Origin of the sequence: Streptomyces sp. NPDC021212 (assembly GCF_044332925.1) — a bacterium.
In the GTDB taxonomy this organism is placed as follows: Bacteria; Actinomycetota; Actinomycetes; order Streptomycetales; family Streptomycetaceae; genus Streptomyces.
The window spans coordinates 518,472-537,042 of sequence record NZ_JBIRPZ010000004.1 but is presented as its reverse complement, the minus strand read 5'-3'; the positions used below and the strand labels follow the sequence as shown (position 1 = coordinate 537,042).

14 protein-coding genes, 1 tRNA gene and 2 pseudogenes are annotated in these 18,571 nt (G+C 69.7%); 5 read left to right on the top strand and 12 right to left on the bottom strand.

From position 1 onward, the window contains the following. The first annotated feature begins 265 nt into the window (after positions 1-265). Both ACH4SI_RS13955 and ACH4SI_RS13950 read left to right on the top strand, forming a co-directional pair. Positions 266-1,792 carry an FG-GAP repeat domain-containing protein gene (locus ACH4SI_RS13955; RefSeq protein WP_398295931.1) on the top strand — a complete coding sequence of 509 codons (1,527 nt, stop codon included), beginning with the start codon at positions 266-268 and terminating at the stop codon, positions 1,790-1,792. A 98-nt stretch (positions 1,793-1,890) separates the two neighbouring features. Then, on the top strand, positions 1,891-2,835 hold the full coding sequence (locus ACH4SI_RS13950; RefSeq protein ID WP_398295930.1) for a Yip1 family protein: 945 nt from the start codon (positions 1,891-1,893) through the stop codon (positions 2,833-2,835). A gap of 64 nt (positions 2,836-2,899) precedes the next feature. Here ACH4SI_RS13950 and ACH4SI_RS13945 read toward each other — a convergent pair whose 3' ends face one another. After that, positions 2,900-3,400: a phosphoribosyltransferase gene (locus ACH4SI_RS13945; RefSeq protein ID WP_398295929.1), complete on the bottom strand. Its 501-nt coding sequence runs from the start codon at positions 3,398-3,400 to the stop codon at positions 2,900-2,902. Between the two features lie 5 nt (positions 3,401-3,405). Next, on the bottom strand, positions 3,406-3,981 hold the full coding sequence (gene dcd, locus ACH4SI_RS13940; protein ID WP_398295928.1) for a dCTP deaminase: 576 nt from the start codon (positions 3,979-3,981) through the stop codon (positions 3,406-3,408). Between the two features lie 533 nt (positions 3,982-4,514). On the opposite strand from dcd, the gene ACH4SI_RS13935 reads away from it, so the two are divergent. The 3 genes from ACH4SI_RS13935 (at position 4,515) to ACH4SI_RS13925 (ending at position 5,357) form a co-directional block, all read left to right on the top strand. After that, a tRNA-Gly gene (locus ACH4SI_RS13935) sits at positions 4,515-4,588 on the top strand. 150 nt (positions 4,589-4,738) lie between these two features. Continuing rightward, positions 4,739-4,960: a hypothetical protein gene (locus ACH4SI_RS13930; RefSeq protein ID WP_037954114.1), complete on the top strand. Its 222-nt coding sequence runs from the start codon at positions 4,739-4,741 to the stop codon at positions 4,958-4,960. Then, the gene (locus ACH4SI_RS13925; RefSeq protein ID WP_398295927.1) at positions 4,947-5,357 is read left to right on the top strand and encodes a type II toxin-antitoxin system VapC family toxin; all 411 of its coding nucleotides are present in this window, start codon (positions 4,947-4,949) and stop codon (positions 5,355-5,357) included. Before ACH4SI_RS13930 ends, ACH4SI_RS13925 begins: the two co-directional genes overlap by 14 nt. Positions 5,358-5,919: 562 nt before the next feature. Here the strand turns inward: ACH4SI_RS13925 and ACH4SI_RS13920 are convergent. The 10 genes and pseudogenes from ACH4SI_RS13920 to ACH4SI_RS13875 all read right to left on the bottom strand — a co-directional run. Then, positions 5,920-6,312 (bottom strand): annotated as a pseudogene (locus tag ACH4SI_RS13920) (transposase); the annotation flags it as partial. Between the two features lie 182 nt (positions 6,313-6,494). Beyond that, positions 6,495-6,848, bottom strand: coding sequence for a pyridoxamine 5'-phosphate oxidase family protein (locus ACH4SI_RS13915; protein WP_398295926.1), 354 nt, complete (start codon positions 6,846-6,848; stop codon positions 6,495-6,497). An 82-nt stretch (positions 6,849-6,930) separates the two neighbouring features. Beyond that, positions 6,931-7,266 (bottom strand): annotated as a pseudogene (locus ACH4SI_RS13910) (aldo/keto reductase); the annotation flags it as partial. A gap of 165 nt (positions 7,267-7,431) precedes the next feature. Beyond that, the gene (locus ACH4SI_RS13905; RefSeq protein ID WP_398295925.1) at positions 7,432-8,229 is read right to left on the bottom strand and encodes an ABC transporter ATP-binding protein; all 798 of its coding nucleotides are present in this window, start codon (positions 8,227-8,229) and stop codon (positions 7,432-7,434) included. Then, a complete protein-coding gene (locus ACH4SI_RS13900) occupies positions 8,226-10,232 on the bottom strand; it encodes a prolyl oligopeptidase family serine peptidase (RefSeq protein ID WP_398295924.1) in 2,007 nt (668 codons plus the stop codon). Before ACH4SI_RS13900 ends, ACH4SI_RS13905 begins: the two co-directional genes overlap by 4 nt. After that, positions 10,225-11,496 carry an MFS transporter gene (locus ACH4SI_RS13895; RefSeq protein ID WP_398295923.1) on the bottom strand — a complete coding sequence of 424 codons (1,272 nt, stop codon included), beginning with the start codon at positions 11,494-11,496 and terminating at the stop codon, positions 10,225-10,227. Before ACH4SI_RS13895 ends, ACH4SI_RS13900 begins: the two co-directional genes overlap by 8 nt. Then, positions 11,493-13,436, bottom strand: coding sequence for an FtsX-like permease family protein (locus tag ACH4SI_RS13890; protein WP_398295922.1), 1,944 nt, complete (start codon positions 13,434-13,436; stop codon positions 11,493-11,495). Before ACH4SI_RS13890 ends, ACH4SI_RS13895 begins: the two co-directional genes overlap by 4 nt. A 114-nt stretch (positions 13,437-13,550) precedes the next feature. Next, positions 13,551-13,640, bottom strand: a complete 90-nt coding sequence (locus ACH4SI_RS13885) for a class III lanthipeptide (protein ID WP_398295921.1) — start codon at positions 13,638-13,640, stop codon at positions 13,551-13,553. Beyond that, positions 13,634-16,225: a class III lanthionine synthetase LanKC gene (gene lanKC / locus ACH4SI_RS13880; RefSeq protein ID WP_398295920.1), complete on the bottom strand. Its 2,592-nt coding sequence runs from the start codon at positions 16,223-16,225 to the stop codon at positions 13,634-13,636. The genes ACH4SI_RS13885 and lanKC overlap by 7 nt, the downstream gene beginning before the upstream one ends. A gap of 1,103 nt (positions 16,226-17,328) precedes the next feature. Continuing rightward, positions 17,329-18,570 (bottom strand): sensor histidine kinase, encoded by a 1,242-nt coding sequence (locus ACH4SI_RS13875; protein ID WP_398295919.1) that lies wholly within the window; start codon positions 18,568-18,570, stop codon positions 17,329-17,331. Position 18,571 lies beyond the last annotated feature (1 nt).

Genomic DNA, 18,571 nt, shown 5'->3' with positions numbered 1-18,571 from the left:
TGCATCGTGCGATACGCACATGGCTGCCCCCGGTCGCCCTCTTCGAACATGAACCGATCCTGGCCGTGAAGTATCCCTTCTCACAACAAGGTTGTGGATCCCTGTGAATCCCTACAGGATCATGCCCCACTCATGGGTAGGTAAATGTCCTGGACAGCCCTTGTGCACCAAAGGTCATCTTTACAGTCAAGCAGACTGATCACTCCCGGAACCTCCGAGAACCCCTTGGTTGCCGTGACCGTGCCGCATGGGTTAGGGGTGACCGATGACGCCCGCGCCCCGCCCCACGAGACCCCCCGGTCGCACCGGCCGCACCGCCCTCGCCGCCTGCGCGGCCTGGGCCGGCGTGCTCGCGCTGCTCGCCGGATGCGGCGCCGGCGCCTCCGGCGACGGGCCACGGCACGAGGGCGCGGCGGCCCCCGGCGGAGCCTCCTCCCAGGGAGCCGCCACCCACGGAGCCAACTCCCGCGAGGCCGGGTCCGGCGCGACCGCTCCCGTCCCGCGCGGCAAGGGGAGCAAGCTGCCCGACGACGTCAACGGCGACCGCTACCCGGACCTCCAGCTTCCGGTTCCGCCCCGCAAGCGGGGCCTGCCCAGCCGGATCGCGTTCGTCCACGGCTCGGACGACGGCCTCCGCACCGCCACCCGCACCGTCCTCCGGCGCTCGGACCTGGGCCTGCCCGCCGGCGACGTCGCCGTCGCGGGCGCGACCGAGGTGGCCACCGCCGACCTCGACGGCGACGGCTACGCCGACGTGACCACCACCGGCGGCGAGCAGCTGAGCGCCGCCGAGGCCAGGCGCACCCACTCCACGGTCCGGACCGCCCCGTACATCGCCTGGGGCAGCGCGGGCGGCCCGTCGGGCGCCCGCTCCGCCGCCCGCGTCCGGCTCACCGGCCCCGCCGACTCCGTCGACCCGGCGCGCCCGACCGTCGGCGACTTCAACGGCGACGGCCACCACGACCTGGCGTTGATCCGCGCGGACCGCCGCTCGTTCCTCGTCCTGTACGGGCCGTTCAACCGCGCCGGCCAGGCCGCCAGGACCGTGCCGTACCGCAGCCCGTTCCACGGCGGCGGCGCCGAAATCGGCGACCTCGTCGCCGACCGGATCCGCGGCGACCGCCCCACCGATCTGGTCGTGCACGGGATCAGCGCCGCCGCCCAGTCCGGCTCCACCCTCCTGGCCGCGGGCCCGCGCGGGCTGCGCCACACCGGGCGCCCGCTGCGCAAGGGCAACTCGATCACCTTCGGCGACTTCAACGGGGACCGCCGCCGCGACGTCGCGGTCGGCGCCAGCGGCACCCGCGCCGACGAGGGCGGCGACGCGACGGAGAAGCCGGACATCGGCCGCACGGTGAGCGTCTACTACGGAACCGCCACGGGTCGCGTCGTCCGCTCCTCCCCGTCGCTCGCGGTGCCGGGCATGTCGGGGACGATGGTGGCCGCCGACACCGACGGCGACGGCGCCGACGAGCTGGCCGTCCCGCTCGGCTCCGGCGGCGCCGCGCTGCTGACCCCGCGCCCCGGCCGTACCGCCGCCACCGCCCACCCCACCCTCACCCGCACCGTCCCGGCCCGGGTGGACGGCAAGCCCGTACGCCCCGACGAACGCGCCGCCCGGCTCTACGGCGCGGCGGACTTCGATCGCGACGGCAAGGACGAGATCGTGCTCGCCTGGGGCCCCGGCATCTCCTTCTCCCTGTACGGCGAGCGGCCCGAGCGATGGTGGATCACGAACGGCGCCTCCGACAAGATCAAATTCTCCAGCAGGCCCTTCGCGGCGGGGGGTTAACCCCCCGGGGACCCCCTAGGGGATGTCACAGCTCGGCAGCAATGCCGGGCCTGTCCCCCTGCTCCGGCACCCCACCCTCCGCGACCGGGTACGTTCGAATGGTGGCTGGATTCAGGATCGGACGCGGACGGGACTCCCACTCCGCGCAACAAGGGCAGCAGCAGCGACCGCAGCAGCCGCCGCACGGGTCGCAGGACCCGTACGGCCGGACGCAGCCGCAGTGGCAGCGGCCCGCTACACAGGGAGAGCCGGAGTACTTCGGCAGCCAGGACCCGTACTACGGACCGGGCCCCGACCAGGGCGGCGGTCAGGGCGGCGCGTACAGACCGGGCCCCGGGGGCCCCGGGGGGTACGCCGACAACAACGCCGGGCACACGCAGGCGTTCAGCGTGGGCGAGGCGCCCGACGCGTACGACCCGTACGGCCAGGGCCCCGGTTCGTACGACGGCTCGTACGACGGCAGCACCTACCGCGCCGGCTCCTCCACCGCCCCGCCCGCCGGCCCCCGGCTGCACTGGAAGCAGCTGCTGAGCGGCATCGTGCTGCGCCCGGCGCCCACCTTCTGGCAGATGCGCGACTACACGGTGTGGGGCCCGGCCCTCATCGTGACCTTCGTCTACGGCCTGCTGGCGGTCTTCGGCTTCGACGACGCCCGTAAGGACGTCCTGAACGCCCCGATGGCCAACAGCATCCCGTGGATCCTCAGCGCGGGCGTCGCCATGGTGATCAGCGCCCTGGTGCTCGGTGCGGTCACCCACACCGTCGCCCGTCAGCTGGGCGGCGACGGCACCTGGGGACCGACGATCGGCCTCTCCATGCTGATCATGTCGATCACCGACGCGCCGCGCCTGGTGTTCGCGCTCTTCCTGGGCGGCGACAGCCCCCTGGTGCAGGTGCTGGGCTGGGCGACCTGGCTGGCGTCGGGCTTCCTGTTCACGTCCATGGTGAGCAAGTCGCACGACCTGCCGTGGCAGAAGGCGCTGGGGGCGTCGGCGATCCAGCTGATCGCGCTGCTGTCGCTGCTGAAGCTGGGCACCCTGTAGGCAAGGGGCCCGCGAGGGCCCCTCATACCTTCCTACGCGTCTACGCGTCTACGCGCCTACGCGCCTACGCGTCGAGCACCTGCCCGTCACGCCGCACGACGGGCGGCTCGACGCTCCAGGGGAAGTTGATCCACTGCTCGGTGCGCTTCCACACGTACTCGCACTTCACCAGCGACTGCGACTTCTCGTAGATCACGGCGCTGCGCACCTCGGCGACGGTCTCGCGGCAGAAGTCGCGCACCAGCTTCAGCGTCTTTCCGGTATCCGCGACATCGTCGGCGATCAGCACCTTCTTGTCGGAGAAGTCGATCGCGTTGGGCACGGGCGCGAGCATCACCGGCATGTCGAGCGTGGTCCCCACGCCCGTGTAGAACTCCACGTTCACCAGGTGGATGTTCTTGCAGTCCAACGCGTACGCCAGCCCTCCCGCGACGAAGACCCCGCCGCGGGCTATGGACAGCACGATGTCCGGCTCGTACCCGTCGTCCACGACGGCCTGCGCCAGCTCGCGGACCGCCGCGCCGAACCGCTCGTACGTAAGGTTCTCGCGCTCCTCGCTCGCCACCGCGCTCACACCTTCGTCCGATGAAAGTTCTGGAACGAACGCGAAGGCGTCGGCCCCCTCTGCCCCTGGTAACGGGAGCCGTACCGCGCCGAACCGTACGGATGCTCGGCGGGCGAGGTCAGCCGGAACATGCACAGCTGCCCGATCTTCATCCCCGGCCACAGCTTTATCGGCAGCGTCGCCACGTTCGACAGCTCGAGCGTCACATGCCCCGAGAACCCCGGGTCGATGAAGCCGGCCGTCGAATGCGTCAGCAGCCCCAGCCGCCCCAGGCTCGACTTCCCCTCCAGCCGCGAAGCGAGGTCATCCGGCAGCGTGACCACCTCGTACGTCGAGGCGAGCACGAACTCCCCCGGATGCAGGATGAACGCCTCATCCCCCTCCGGCTCCACCAGCCGCGTCAGATCCGGCTGCTCCACCGCCGGATCGATATGCGGATACCGGTGGTTCTCGAACACCCGGAAGAACCGGTCCAACCTGACGTCGATGCTCGACGGCTGCACCATCGCCGGGTCATACGGATCGATCCGCACCCGTCCGGCGTCGATCTCCGTCCGGATGTCCTTGTCTGAGAGAAGCACGGAACGAGGATACGCAAACCACCCCCACCCCATGGCGCGGGCCCGGCCCCAAGGGACCGGGCCCGCGCCCACGATCTTCGTTCGACTACCGCAACTACCCGCTGCCCCTACGGTTCCTACCGCTCCTCGCGCGCCACCGGCACCGCATGCCGGAGCCTGGCGCAACGAGGACACCGCAGCAGCCGCCCGGGACCGATGCGGTCGACCGTGAGGTGCCGCATCGGGAACGACGAGGTGCTGAACACATGCCCTTCGGCACAACGGACGACGGTGCGCTCCATTGAGTCTCTTCCCCATGAACGTGGACGACGCGGACGACAAAAGCCACATTAGGGGATCAACCGCGCACCTCTAAACACGGCACTCCGCACCCCCACGGTACGCCCCAACTCCCGCACCCCCGCAGCACCTTCCGCACCCCGAGCCCCTCCCATCACCCCCGAAAAGCGCGAAAACCCCACAGCGCATGCACTGGGGGTCAACCATGGGGTAAAGTGAGCGACGATGCGGCACCGAGCGATCGGGCCTCATGCGCGGGTGTAGTTTAATGGTAGAACATGAGCTTCCCAAGCTCAGAGCGCGAGTTCGATTCTCGTCACCCGCTCCAGCACAAAGCCCCAGGCCAGCGGCCCGGGGCTTCTTTGTTGTCTAGACCTCTCTAAGCCTTGCACCAGATGCGCACCACCTGTGGAGTCCTCGGCGGCCTTCTCGACCGAGCGCTATCGTGACAGCAGAGACGGCCGACAGGGAGAGTCTGATGACTGCCGCCCATGACTACAGCGATCTGCACGACATCATCGAACGACTTGAGCCCGAGCAGGTCGAAGAGCTGCGCCGACATGCCCTGCGACTGGTGAAGACGCCTCCGCCGAGCCGGTTCCGCGTCCTGCGAAGCTTCGACGGGCCGTCGGACGATCTTGGAGCTCGCGCCAAGGACATCGCTCGCGAGGAGCTCGGCGAGGCCGATGCTGATCGTTGACACCGGCCCCATCGTCGCTCTACTGAACCGCAACGACCCCGACCATAAGGGCTGTGCCGAGCTGCTGGAGTCCCACAACGGCGAACTACTCATCACGCCGTACGTACTCACCGAAGCCTGCTACCTGCTCGCCAAGTACGTCGGGCCCGATGCAGAGATCAACCTCATCGAGGCCGTTGCCGCAGAGGATCTCGTCCAAGCACCCACCGCCCGGGACGACCTTTCCCGCATGGCCGAACTCATGCAGCAGTACCGCGGGTTCCCTCTTGGTGTTGCCGATGCCTCGGTGGTCGCCCTTGCGGAGCGCCTCAAGGCGTCCACGGTCGCCACACTGGATCATCGCCACTTCCATGCCATCAAGCCCCTCCACGTGCCGGCGCTGACACTCCTGCCGTGAGGCTGCGCCGTGCCAGATGCATGCCAGAACGGCCGGATAGCCGCAGTCACCAGCGGTCACTCAGATGCTGGTATCGATGTCGGTTGCAGAGAGATTTCCGCAGGTCACGACCACAGGGTCGGCCAAGCGGAACGGTGATTCCCAAGCTCAGAGCGCGAGTTCGATTCTCGTCACCCGCTCCACAGCAAAGGCCCAGGTCACAGACCCGGACCTTGTTTGTTGTCTAGACCTCTCCGGGGCCGCCATGCCCTCCGCATGCCCCATCTGCGACGCCCAACGGCTCAAATGGACTCAGCCCACCCCCAGGGCGAATGCATGAGCATGCCATTCTCAAATGGCGAGACGAATTTTGCGTGATCTGCAACACATGACAACCAAAGAGTGCAAAGTCGCAAGTGCGATGCGCGTTGCTCGTACAGGGCCGCCGGCACCGACCTCTGTCTCGCTGCCGACGGCGAGTTCGCCGCTTCGTTCCAAGTCGCTGCGACGTAGACGATCTGAGCGTGAGCGGCAAGTGGGGCCACCCACCGAAGTGCGGGTGGCCCCACCACAGCGCGTCATGGGCGAGTGTCCACACCTGCCGTCGAGCGGTGGTGCGGGCGCCGTGGATCGCCTCCAGCGCTTTCGGCCCTGCGGGAGCCAAGGTGTCGATGAGCCGGGAGACGGTCGGGGCAGAGGCGACAGGCCCGAAGACGCCGGGCTCGGCCCGCAGCATGCCGATGTCCGCCAGGCAGTTCCCGCCGAGAACGACCGCGAGGGCAAGGTCCAGCAGGACCTTGCCCGGATCGTGCACCGCCTGTGGTTTGCGCCACGGTGCGAGCGCCGCTGAAAGTGCCGCGTCCAGCCCGCTTTTGCGGGCTGTCTCGACCAGCAGCACCCCGCCGGCCTGGGAGACCACTCCGCTGGAGTCACCCGATATCCGCACACGCGGGTAGGGCCCGCTACGATTCTTCACTTGAAAGGTGCCTCTTGCTCGGCGACGTACTGGACCCTCGACAAGTCCTGTCGTCCCAGGTAAGAGGCCCTTTCTGTTTCCTGACCATCCGTTGGACAGTCAGCTCCGTGAAGCGCGAGGTCAGAGCTGAAGGGGACGACCTCCGGACCAACCGAACCATCGATCGATCGCTACGTGGACCGTCACGAGCGGTGCTCTCTGGCAGGGTAGTCCTTGCAGAGGAAGTGCCTTGAGAGTCGATCGATGTCGGCGAGTCCCTCATCGGGCTTGATGGACACGACGTGTCCCTGGACGGATACATGCGTGCCGAAGTCGTCCGCTCCCAGCACAGTCAGCGACACGTGGCCGTTGTTCTGCAGGTGTTTCAGGCGGGCGCGGTCGGCGTTCATGCATAGCATGAGAAGTCCGTCATCTTCGATGAGGTACCAGGTCGCTACCGATACAGGGCGACCTGTCGCCGTGACCGTCGCTATGACGGCCGGGTTCGGCTTCCGGAGAAAGGCCAGGGCGGCCTCTGGCAACGGAGCATCAGACATAGATCCATGACACGGGTCCCGGGACGCGGCACCCTACGCCGGTCAAATCGCAGACCAACCGCACTGTGCGGTCAGGCTGTTGTCACGCCGCTGCGCGTTCGACCGCCGGCCGACGCCTCAATTGCCGCTGGAGGACGGACGGCGGCTGGTGGGCCACGTCGAGTGTGCCCGTGTCCGTGCCGAGCGGCACGATGGCGTCGATCCGGTCCAGGACGTCGTCGGACAGCGTGACCTCGGCGCCCGCGAGCAGATCGTCCAGATGTGCCAGGGACCGCGGTCCGAGGAGCGCGGATGTGACGCCGGGGTGAGCGAGCACGAAGCCCACGGCCAGATGGGTCAGCGGCATGCCCGCCTCTTCGGCGAGCGGGATGAGCTGTTCGACGGCGTCGAGCCGCCGTTCGTCCTTGAGGTGCGAGAAGTCGTATGAGGGACAGATGAGCGTTACTGCGCCACCGGCGCGAAGTAGCAGCGCAACAAGCCCACTGCGAAGTCGTCCGGCCGTTCGCCGCTTCCTGGGCGCATCCCGACGACTGCCCGGCCCGGACCATCGTGTCCCGGCTCACGCCGTGGACCTCGGCTGTCCTCAGCCATGAGGCTGTTGCCCCCTCGGAACCGCGGACCGCTGCATGCGCTTGAGGAGTTGGCTCGTCTCCGGTTTCCAGAGGTCGTCGACGATGTGGCCGTCGGCGAGGAAGACCACTCGGTCCGCGTAGGCCGCGGCCACCGGGTCATGCGTGACCATCACGATGGTCTGGCCCATGTGATGGACCATCTGGCCGAGCAGGGACAGGACTTCGGCCCCCGACCGGGTGTCGAGGTTCCCCGTCGGCTCGTCGGCGAAGACGATCTCCGGGCGGCCCGCCAACGCCCGGGCGCAGGCGACGCGTTGCTGCTGCCCTCCGGAGAGTTCCCCCGGCCTGTGGGTGAGCCGGTCCGTGAGCCCGAGTGTGGTGACGACCTGGTCCAGCCACTGTGGGTCGGGGCGCCGACCCGCGATTCCCAGGGGGAGGGTGATGTTCTCCGCCACGGTCAGTGTGGGCAGGAGATGGAACGACTGGAAGATGAACCCGATCCGCTCGCGGCGCAGCCGGGTCAGCTGACGGTCCGAGAGCCGGGACAGCTCCATCGCGCCGATACGCGCCGATCCGGAGGTGGGCGCGTCCAGGCCCGCCAGGCACTGCATCAAGGTGGATTTCCCGGATCCTGACGGACCCATGATCGCGGTGAACTGGCCTCGCTGGAAGGCGACGGAGACCCGGTCGAGGGCGATGACCCGGCGTGCGCCCGTGCCGTGCACCTTGGTGAGTTCCAGGCCGGAGGCCGCGGGCGGCAACCCGTGCTGCGGTTCGGCCGTGTGGTGGGGGAACTGAGCCGAGGTCATGCGGAACTCCTCAAGGGCGTTTCATCTGATGGGGACCGAGGGCCCCCGGGTGCGCTCAGGCCGGTGCGGGTGGCGAGCAGGTACAGGACGCGGGCGCTCAGAGTGCGCGCGTCGTCCCCCGCCCGTCCGTAATGCCCGGTGTTCTCCTGGTGGTCCAGGAGGATGGGGGCGTCGGCTGCAGTGGCCTTCCGCAGGGCGGCGCAGAGCTTCCAGCCATGCCAGGGGCGGACGCGGGCGTCGTTGCCTCCGGTGACGAGGAGCGTGGCCGGGTAGCGGACACCTTCGTTCACGTGGTGGTACGGGGAGTACGACAGCAGCGACCGGAGGGCACCGGGGTCAGTCGGGTCTCCATATTCTTCGCGCCAGAGCTTGCCGATGCCGCCCTGGTCGTAGCGCGCCATGTCGGTGAGCGGGGCGGCGCAGGTCACCGCGGCGAAGAGGTTCGGGGCGCGCGTCATCGCCGCCGCCAGAACCAGGCCGCCGTTGCTGGCGGCGAGGCCGGCGAGTTGGCCGGGGTGCGCCTCCCCGTCCGACAGGAGGAGGCGGGCCGCCGCGCACAGGTCGTCCACAGCGGCGGACTTGCCCGGTCCACGGCCGGCCGACGCCCACTCGGGCCCGAACTCGCCGCCGCCTCGGGTGTGCACCCACGCGATACGTCCGCCGGCGGCGAGCCACGTCGCGAAGAGTGGGTCCCAGGACGGTTCGAGGGGAACACAGAAGCCTCCGTAGACCGTGACCAGCGTGGGCACGGGGCGGCATGCGGCTGCGGGAGTGGGGTCGCAGACCGTGACAGGCACAGTGGTCCCGTCGGGGCTGGTGGCCGTGAGGGTGCGCAGCGCGGACCGACGGGCGGCGGCAGGAGACGGAGTGTGTGACGTGGCGCGATGGCTCAGCGCGCCGTGGCGGGGGTCGTCGGCCAGGAGCCAGACGGCACCGGCGAGGCGGCCATCATGGTCGTACGCGGCCGGGCCGAGGCGCAGACGCGCGTGCCAGCCGAATCCGGGTGCCGCCGGTCCCGGTCCGGTCTCGGTCCGGGAGGTGTGCAGGAGGTCGAGTCGGCGCGTGGTGCCGGACTGCCGCAGGATCGCCAGTCGTGGCACCGGTCCGGAATCCAGGACCCGGAGAGCCTTGATGTCGCCGACGCTGTTTCCCGTTTCGTACGCCGGCGGGCCGGGAGGCGCCGCCCGTCCTCGGGCAACGGCGGCCAGGTCCAGTACTCGGACGCCCTGTCCCCGCACAGCGACGTAGAGGGCGTCCGTCCCCAGTGCGAACGCGCTGATCGGCAGGCCGTTCAGGTCGAGCGGCTGCCAGTCCGGCGTGCCGTGTCCCTTCCAGGCCGTGTACCACCAGCGGGCGGGAGCCCCGTCGGGTGTCCGGGTCCGCAGCAGTACCTGGTCGCCGGGGCCGGTGTACGGCGACATCCGTGCGGGACCGGGCACCGGGCTCGGCACGGTGCGGGTGGTGCCGTCCGCCAGTCGGTAGGCGCGCAGCACGTGCTCGGTCCGGGTACCGGCGCCGTACAACAGCTGTGAGTCGGTGAAGGCGACCGTCGTGTGCGGTGCGGCGTCGTCGATGCGCCGTGTCTCCCGGTCCGCGGCGACGGGTATCAGATGCAGGCCGCCGTTCTCCCGGCCGTCGCGGTGCAGCTGGGCGACGATCACGTGTCCACGGGGTGCGGGCTGCCATCCGGCCAGGCGGCCGACCGCGCTGCGGTCCCCGATGCCGAGGAGAACGCGACTGCGGCCGTCCGTCTCCACCACACGCACCGACTCCCCGCCTTGGTCGGTCAGTTCGTGGGTGAACAGCAACCCGCCGGCCTCGGCGTTCGGGCTGAGCGGTCGGCCGGTGGCCGCGGCCTCGATCTCTGTGACCGAGTCCTCCCACACCGCCACCTCAGCACGTCGACCCGAGAAGTGATCTTCCAGCAGGGCGTGTTGACCGGACAGCCACGCGCGCGTGCGCGCGGAGTCCTCGTCCTCCAGCCAGCGGTACGGATCATCCACGATGCACCTCCACAAGTTCCGCCTCGAACTCTCCGGATTTCTCGACCGCCCGGGCATGACGTGCCGCGACGAACCCACCGGACAGCGCGAGTACGAGCACAACGGCAGCGGCCCCGGTCACCGTCGCAGTCAGACCGAAGGCGTGCGCGCAGGCACCCGCCAGCAGCGGGCCGAGCGGGGCGATCGCCTGGGAGAGAAAGCCACTGGCGCTGTACACGCGTCCTTGGAGCTGCGGCGGGGTGATGCGTACTTGGGTGGTGGAGATGACCACCGTGATCACCGGGCCTGCTGCCGTGGCGACCGCGAGCAGCAGGGCCGCTCCCCAGGTACTGGGGACGGTGGCGAAACCCAGGAGCGCGGCGGCGATCAGCGCGGTGGCTCCCGCGATTCCGGTAGCCGGCGGCAGCCGCCGCGCCACGGGAGCGGCGACGAGTGCGCCCGCCAGCGCGCCCGCTCCCAGGGATGCGGTCTGCACGCCGACCCCCAGCTCACCGGCCCCGGAGTCCTCGGCGGATGCGATGATGATGATCAGCAGGCCGTTGAAGACCAGGTTGAGCACGGTCGCGTTGAGTGCCCCGTACCGCAGGAAAGGGGACTGCCACAGGAAGCGCAGCCCTTCGGTGGTGGCCTTGAGGGGAGTCTGCTTCGCCTCGGCCATGAGCCCCGTGCCGACCGGGAGCAGGGCCGCGCATCCGGCGGCTGCCAGATACGTCGCGGCGTCGACGGCGAATACCCAGGCAGCGTCGGCCTTGAGCAGCGCCCCGCCAACGAGTGGTCCAGCGATCATCGCGATGGCCGCACGGCTCTGGATCAGCGCCAGGGCGCGGGGTAACAGCTCGGCGTCTACGAAGTTCCGTACGGCGACGCTCTCCGCGGGCGCCAGGGTGCTGCCGACGGCGCCGAGCAGGAACGCGGCGAGCACCAGTACAGCCGGTGGCGTCGCGTCCGATGTCTCCAGTACGGCGAGCGCCCCGAGTACCAGCGCGCCCACTGCGTTGCAGACGAGCAGCAGGGTCCGGCGTTGGTAGCGGTCGGCGAGAACCCCGGCGGGAAGCCGGGCCAGCACGATCCCCAACGACATCGCGGTACTGATGATGCCCGCCTGCCGGACGTCACCGCTGTGGTGCAAGGCGACCACCGGGAGCGCGATGACCGAGGCCGCGGTGCCCACCGCAGAGGCCGACTCGCCGAAGAACAGCAGCCAGAATCGCCGCCCCAGGCTCCGCTTCCTCCCCGCCTCCTGTGCCGCTCGCATCCACTTCATTCCGCTCTCCTCGCGAACTGTCTCTGGGCGTCGGACAGCGGGTGCGCCGTGAGCGCCGAGGGCACGGCGACCGCCAGGACCGCGGCGGCCAGGATGCCGACGGTCCAGGGGACGTCGACGGCCGGTACGGTGCCGGTGCCCAGGATCACGGCCAGGGGGACGAGACAGGTGACGGCTGTGACGGCGGCCAGCGCCACACCGACGACCGTCGCACCCGCGGCCTCGTACAGCACGCACAGCAGCATCTGGAAACGGCCGAGGCCCATGGCCCGCAGATGCGCTCGCTGCGCCCGCCGGTCGCGCTGGGCGAGGGAACTGGTGTTGGCGGCGGCCAGCAGCGCGTAGCCCGCGACGACGGCCACGATCAGCCGCGAGGCCAGGTCGTCAGCCGCGTCGCGCGTGCTGAAACCTTCCAGGTAATCGGCGCGGGAGGCCACCTGCTGGCCCTTCGCACGGGGCCAGTCGCTCGTCGACCCGGTGAGCAGGATCCGGTCGGCGTAGGCGGACGGGGTGTGGCGCAGGGCGGTCGACCGCGGGATCACGAACTCAGGGAAGGCGAGGTCTCGTTCGTAAATGGCCACCAGGGTCAGCCTCTGCGCGGAGCCGTCCGCCATGGCCAGCCTGACCTTCTGGCCCAGACGCCAGTGATGCCCGTCGGCCTGCATGGCACCCGCCGCGAAGGTTCCCCCGCGGACGGCGGACATACGGCCTTCCCGCACCTTGAGGTCGAGCACCTTGGACAGCGGGCCTCCGTCGGCGCCCCACGCGCCGGTGGTCACCGGCTGGTCGTCGTACCACGTGGGCGGGGCGGTTACTTCCGCCATCACCATCGCGGTAGCGCTCCCCCCAGGGAAGGAGGGTGCTGTCGCCGGGAGTTGGGTGCCGGGCGCGGCGGTGACGACCGCGTCGGCGCGCAGCCCTTCATCGGTCTGCCGCCGCACGGCCTCCCCCATGGTGGCCCCGGCACCGAGCAGGGACACGGCGATGCCGACCGAGAGGAGCACCGGCACAGCCATCGCCGTCGTACGTGCGGGTGTCGCGCGCAGCCCCGCTGCCGCGATACGCCCGACACGACGGTCGAGGAGCCGCAGCACCGCGGCCGTCGGGCGAATGAGGGGCGGCACGATCCAGGGGGCGAGCACGGCCAGCGCGGGGATCACCATCAGCGCGACCCCGGGCGCCATCGCGGCGCGAATGGTCGCCGGAAAGTCCATGAACACCATGACCAGCAGCAGTGGCGCGCACATCGTCCCGAGCAGCACCAAGCCGGTCACCAGGCGCGCGTTGCTCCGGGAAGAGGCCACGGACAGCTCCGCGTCCCGCAGCAGGGTGCCCGGGCTGACTCGTCCGGCGGCGAGCACGCTCGCCAGAGCGGCGAGTACCCCGACCCCTGCCGTGGTGAGGCAGACAGCCACCCCCGTCGACCAGGTCTGCCCCGGCGAGGGGAGCGGGGCTCCTTGGGGGAACAGTTGCCGGTCGAGGAGAATACGCTGCCCCAGCCGCGCCATCGGGATCATCCCCACCGCAGCCCCCAGGACCGCCGAGACGAGGCCGAGCCGTGCCACGTCGAAGGCGACGAGGCCGCGCAGCCGGTTCGCGGTGACGCCGAGGGCGCGCAACACGGCGAACTGGGGGAGGCGCTGGCCGGTCCACAGCGAGACGGTGGACCCGATCACCATCACCGCGCACATCAGCAGCATGGACATCAGGACCGACAACAGGTTCCGCGCGTCCTGTGCGGCAGCTTCCGCCACCGAGTTCTCGGGGTAGTGCGGAATGCTCGCCGCGATGAACAGCAGTGCGCAGGCCCCCAGCCCGGCCGCGGTCGCGGCGCATGCCAGTGCGGCGCCCGCCACTCTGCCGGGATAGGTCCGGATCTCGGCAACGAACAGTCGGCGCATGCTCGTCGAACGGACGAGGAGACTGGTAGGTGCGGACACGTTTGCTGTCCTCCACGGGGAGCATAAGCTGGAAGGAACCGGGGAGGCCGCCCACATCGCGGCCTCCCCGGACTCACATCCTTGGAGCGGTGTTGCTCATCGGCCAGCTGTACGTCAGTGGCAGACGACGTAGCTGATGGTGCTGATCGGGGCGTCGGTCACGACGTCCTCCTCCAGCTCCTGAAGTGCCAGGATGTTCAGCATGTGAAAACACCTCCCTGCGGGGCTCGTTCGGACAGGACACCGGGAACTATCGGGTCGGCCGGGGGCCACTCGTGGGAGGAGTGGGCTCCGGGGAGCAGACGGCTACCGGGGGTCTGTGCGGCTTTCAGCGCGAGGACCGCGCCGGCGGAGCCGGTCGCCAGGTCCGTCGAAAGACGGACCAGTTGATCTCCGTGCAGCACCTGGGCGTCGCCATGTGGCGCGATGTGAAGGGCCAGTGCCCGGAGGTGATCGTCGAGCTCGTCTCTCCAGCCAGGTAGGCGCAGGAGGGCATGGGAGAGCACATATGCGAGTCCGGACCGGCCATTGAACAGCCCTCCCTGTATCACCACTTGAACGGCTCCGGCGCGGACGGCGCCCGTCACGACGGCCTCGGCGTCGACCGCCTCCGCCTGCGCCTGCGGTAACGCCATGGCCGCCAGGGCGACACCACCGGATCCTTCGGCCAGGTACGGCAACAGGCGGTTCGAGCTGTGCATCTGGAGCATGCCGTCGACGTCCCGCGCATGTCTCAGGTCACACCGGACCGCACGTTCCGCGGCCTGGGCCCACTCCATATTCCCGGTCATCTCGGCACAGCGGGCGAACAGGACAGCGGGCCCGGACCAGCCGTGCATCAGGCCCGGCCGGTCCAACAGACCCTGCCTGCCGACCATCTGACGCGCCTGCTCGGCGAGGCCGATGCCCTCGTCCTTCATACCGGCGTCCAGGAAGAGGTGGGCGATCCCGGTCAGCCCACCGAACAGGCCGGGCGAGGCGGGCAGCGGTCCGGCCATCAGCCGGTCGATCGTGTTCGCCGCCTCCGGGTGACCGAGCCTGTGCAGCAGCCAAGCAGCGCCGCCGAGCCCGTCGTAGAGGCCGACAGGGCTGTCCGAAGGAGCCCGCCCCACGGCACGCACCAGCCACTCCACATGCTCGGCAGCCGGTTCGGCACCGGCGGCCAGCTGCGCCAGCAGGACACCCGGAGCGCCGTGGGCGAGACCGAGCGAGGCGCCGTGCCGATGTCCTGCCGCATCGGTCGGAAAGAGCCGATCCGTACGGCCGAGGTCGGCCACGGCGGACATACCGCGCAACAGCCCTCCTGCAGAGGGAACCGCGGGGACCGCCACGGCCACGGCCGGCGCGGAGGACGGCAGATGGGGCCGCAGGGCCGGCGACAGGGCCAGCCGGTCCAGCATCCGCCGGGCGAACTCCGGTGGGAGCGTCGGGAAGGACGCGGTGGCCAGGTCGATGAGCGACGCGACCGCCGCCGGGTTGCGCAGGGTCAGCACGGTGAGCGGGGCGAGCGCCGCGAGTTGGCAGCACCCGAGGGCGAACAGATCCGCGTCCCGTGGGTCCGTGATCGCCGGGTCGGTGAATCCGGGTGCCCCGAGCGCGACGGACCGGACGGAGTCGATCGGCATCGCCAGCTCGAAATCCACGAGCGCGACCGTTCCATCAGGGCGGATCAGGATGTTGCGGTGGTGCAGGTCGCCGAAGGCGATGCCCGCCTCGTGCAGGGCGCCCACATGCGCCTCGACCTGGTCGAGCCGCTCGACGGCGCGCGCGGCGAACTGTCGGCGGGCTTCGTCCGACGGCTGGTACCGGGTGAGCGGGTACTCCCGCCCCAGCCAGGCGTTGAACGACTCCCCCTCGACGTACTCCATGGCCAGGTAGTGGTGTTCCCAGGCAGTGAAGGAGCCGTGGTGCCGTGGGACGAACGGGAGATGTCCGAGCTCGGCGAGCACCGACTCCTCGACGCGCAGCCGGGTCACGGCGTCGGCGCCCAGCCCGTCGAGCCCCGTGTGCGGGCGGGCCTCCTTGAGCACGACCGCTCGGCCTTCGCGGTCCTCCGCGAGGTATACGCCTCCGCCGTTGGAGAAGTGGAGCGCCTTACGGACCCGGTATCCGCCGAGGGTCCCGTCGCCGCTCTCCGCGCCGGATGCCAGCCGCTCGGCCAGGAAGTCCGGCACTTCGGCCCAGTCGGGTTTGGTGAACACGGGGCGACGATGGTCCGGTACGAGACGGCCCTGGGGATCACGCAGCGCCGGGACCCGGGTGCCGTCCGCGAGTTCGCACCACATCAGGACGAAGGCTCCGTAGCGCACGGATACGGGACCTTCGTTCCACCGGTGGTCGGACAGCGCGTACGGACCGGGGCGTCCGCCGATGGCCCTGTCGAGTTCTTCAAGGGCCGTGCGCAGCTCACCCTCGGTGCGCGGGTAGACCGTCACGGTCTTGCCGCTGGTGGCCCGGTTGGCGTACTTGGTGTTCATCGCGGTGACGATCTGCCGGCTCCGCAGGAACTTCCAGGGCAAGGCCAGCCGCCGGCACACCTCCCAGGCCGCCCCGATGGTCGATTCCGCGTTCTCCGGGGTGGCGCTGACGTGGATCTTCCAGCCCTGTTCGGGTAGTTCGTCGGCGCCGACCGGCGTGAGGAACTCCCAGACGCCTTGTTCCTGGCGTCGCCAGTCGGGCGGAATATCACCGTCGGCCAGAGAGAATCGGGATGCCGAGTCCGCGCATCGGTTCAGTGGTTCGTACCAGACGGGATCGGCGATGGTGAACGCCTCGTACCTAGGGTCCATACGCCCCCTCCTTCCTGATGACCCACACCTCGGCTACAGATTTCGACAATTGCGACCCCGAAGAATGCCCAGAGCATGAACAGGCGTTCCACTAAGGTCCACTACTTTCTCTTCTGCTGCGCTCAATTCTTCCTTCGCGACCGGCCGCCCGACAACACAAGAAAGTCAGAACTTAAGTGGAGGATTGATCTCCGGTAGGCATTTTGTGCGCGCGCCCACATGGAGTTGGTCACCCCTACTCCCGCCCACCGCATTCGACCTGGAAATTCTCATCGATTCCTGCTTCCCTAGGGGCGCCTCTGAATCCGGACAGTCCCCTCGCGGGTTGCGGCGCTGATGGCCCGCCAGGCTGACGGCACGTTCGGCACGTCTTCGAGGCCGGCGTGCGCGCCGCCTCTCCCCCGCCCCGCGGACGAAACCCGATACGTGGCAGGAGCGTCCGGTAACTCCACGCTGACGTCACCCACATCGGATGCGGCGACGACCCGGCTCGGAGGGGCGGCGAAGGACAGGGAAACGGGGGCCTTCGCTGTCGTGGCCAGCACATCGGCCGAGCGGGCTTCGCGTATGCGGATGGGCCCGCTTCCCGAACGGAGGCGGAGAGTCCCGAGGGAACCCTCCACCGTCACGTCGCCCGCCTGGGTGGTGATCTGAAGCAGACAGCACAACCCCACCGCGGTCACGGCTCCCGGAGCCGTGACGGACACCTCGACCCGCGGAGGTACCCGAACGACGTAGTCGCCGCGGCAGTTGAGGGAGATGCCGGTGCACCGCGCCGCCAGGCGCAACGTGCTGCCCGTCAGCTCCCAGGAGGAGTGACCGGCCTTCGCGGCCGAGCCGGCGAGTTTCCTGGAAGCACTGAGGTCCCCCCCGTGCCCGAGCTCCAGCCGCACCCGGCTGTCACCGCTCGAGGCAATGGTCAGTCGTGTGCCCTCGAAGGCGAACTGGCGACGGTCCTCCCGGGGCGCGGCGTCAAGGTCGTCCAGCGCCCGCACGCTCAGGATCACCAGTGCGGCACACGTCAACAGCGACGCCAAAACGACTCGTCCCCCCGCTCGCCCAGACATACCGATCACACTTCCAGGCAATCGCCGCCGGCGGTATCAGCCGTTCGGCAGATTGATCGTCCCTGGCTCGTGCGCAGTGTCGACGGGCAACACCAACGCGACCTGCCACCCGCCCGGCTGCCGGGGACCCGCGCTGAGCGCACCACCGAGTTCCTCGGCGCGTGCGGAGAGACCGCTGATGCCCGTCCCGCCGGCCCCCGACGGACGCTCCACGGCGAGCCCGGGCTGGGGGTGGGGCGCGTCGTCGGTGACCGTCAGGCGGAGCACCGACCTGCCCGCGGACGTCTCACGGCATATCCGGATCACCACCCGGGAAGCCGTGGCCGCATGCCGACGGACGTTGGTGAGTGCCTCCACGATCACCCTGTACCCCATCTTGCTGACGTCGCGCGGGACCACTTCCATCCCCTCCGCGGCAACGTCCAGCACGGCCTGGGGGGAACCCGTGCGGTTGAACCGCTCCACCAGCGACGCCAGTTCGCTCAGGTCCCGACGTGCGGCACCGGACTGCCGGGGAATCGCGCCATCCGCCGGCTCCGGCTGCCGCACCGCGTCGAGGGCGCGGTTCCGCTCCTCGGCCGCGGGGGATTCGGTCAGCAACTGCACCGTGTGGTCCATCGCCTCGAGGGCGTGCGCACCGGCAGCACCGATCTCGGGCAGAAGCTCCAGCGCCCGCTGGGGGTCTTCCTTGGCCAGCACCTGCGCCGCCTCCACGAGCACAACGACCGCGGTGACGTCATGAGCCGCGTAGTCGTGCAAGTCCCGGGCCAGATTCATACGTTCGGCGCGCCGCTCGGCCACCAGGGCGGCGCGACCGCGCGCGTCGAGCCCTCGCAGGTAGGAGCCGATCCCTATGGCGACGATGGCCAGGATCGCCCAGACCAGACAGAGTTGCAGGGTCTCACTGTTGCTGGACGGCGGTACGACGGTCAGCGCGATACGCAGAGGCGACAGCGTGATCGTCACCGCGAGGACCACGGCCAGGGCCGCAGCGGTCCACGCCTTCGGCCGACGTATTCCGACGACCACGAGAATCATCAGCGCCAGCGTCTCGGCGGTCCACCAATTCGCCGCCGCGGACCGTGCGGGCCCTTGATAGGTGAAGGTGACGAGCAGAGACACCCCAGCCGAAACAGGGACCGCGGCAAACAGGAGCTTCGACTGCGGAGCCCAGACAGTCAGAGCTATGGCGGAGATGACGGCGGCTGCGCCGGACAGACTGATGAGCGGACCGACGGAATCGGCGGTGATCCCGGCGATCACCGCTGTCGCGGCCACG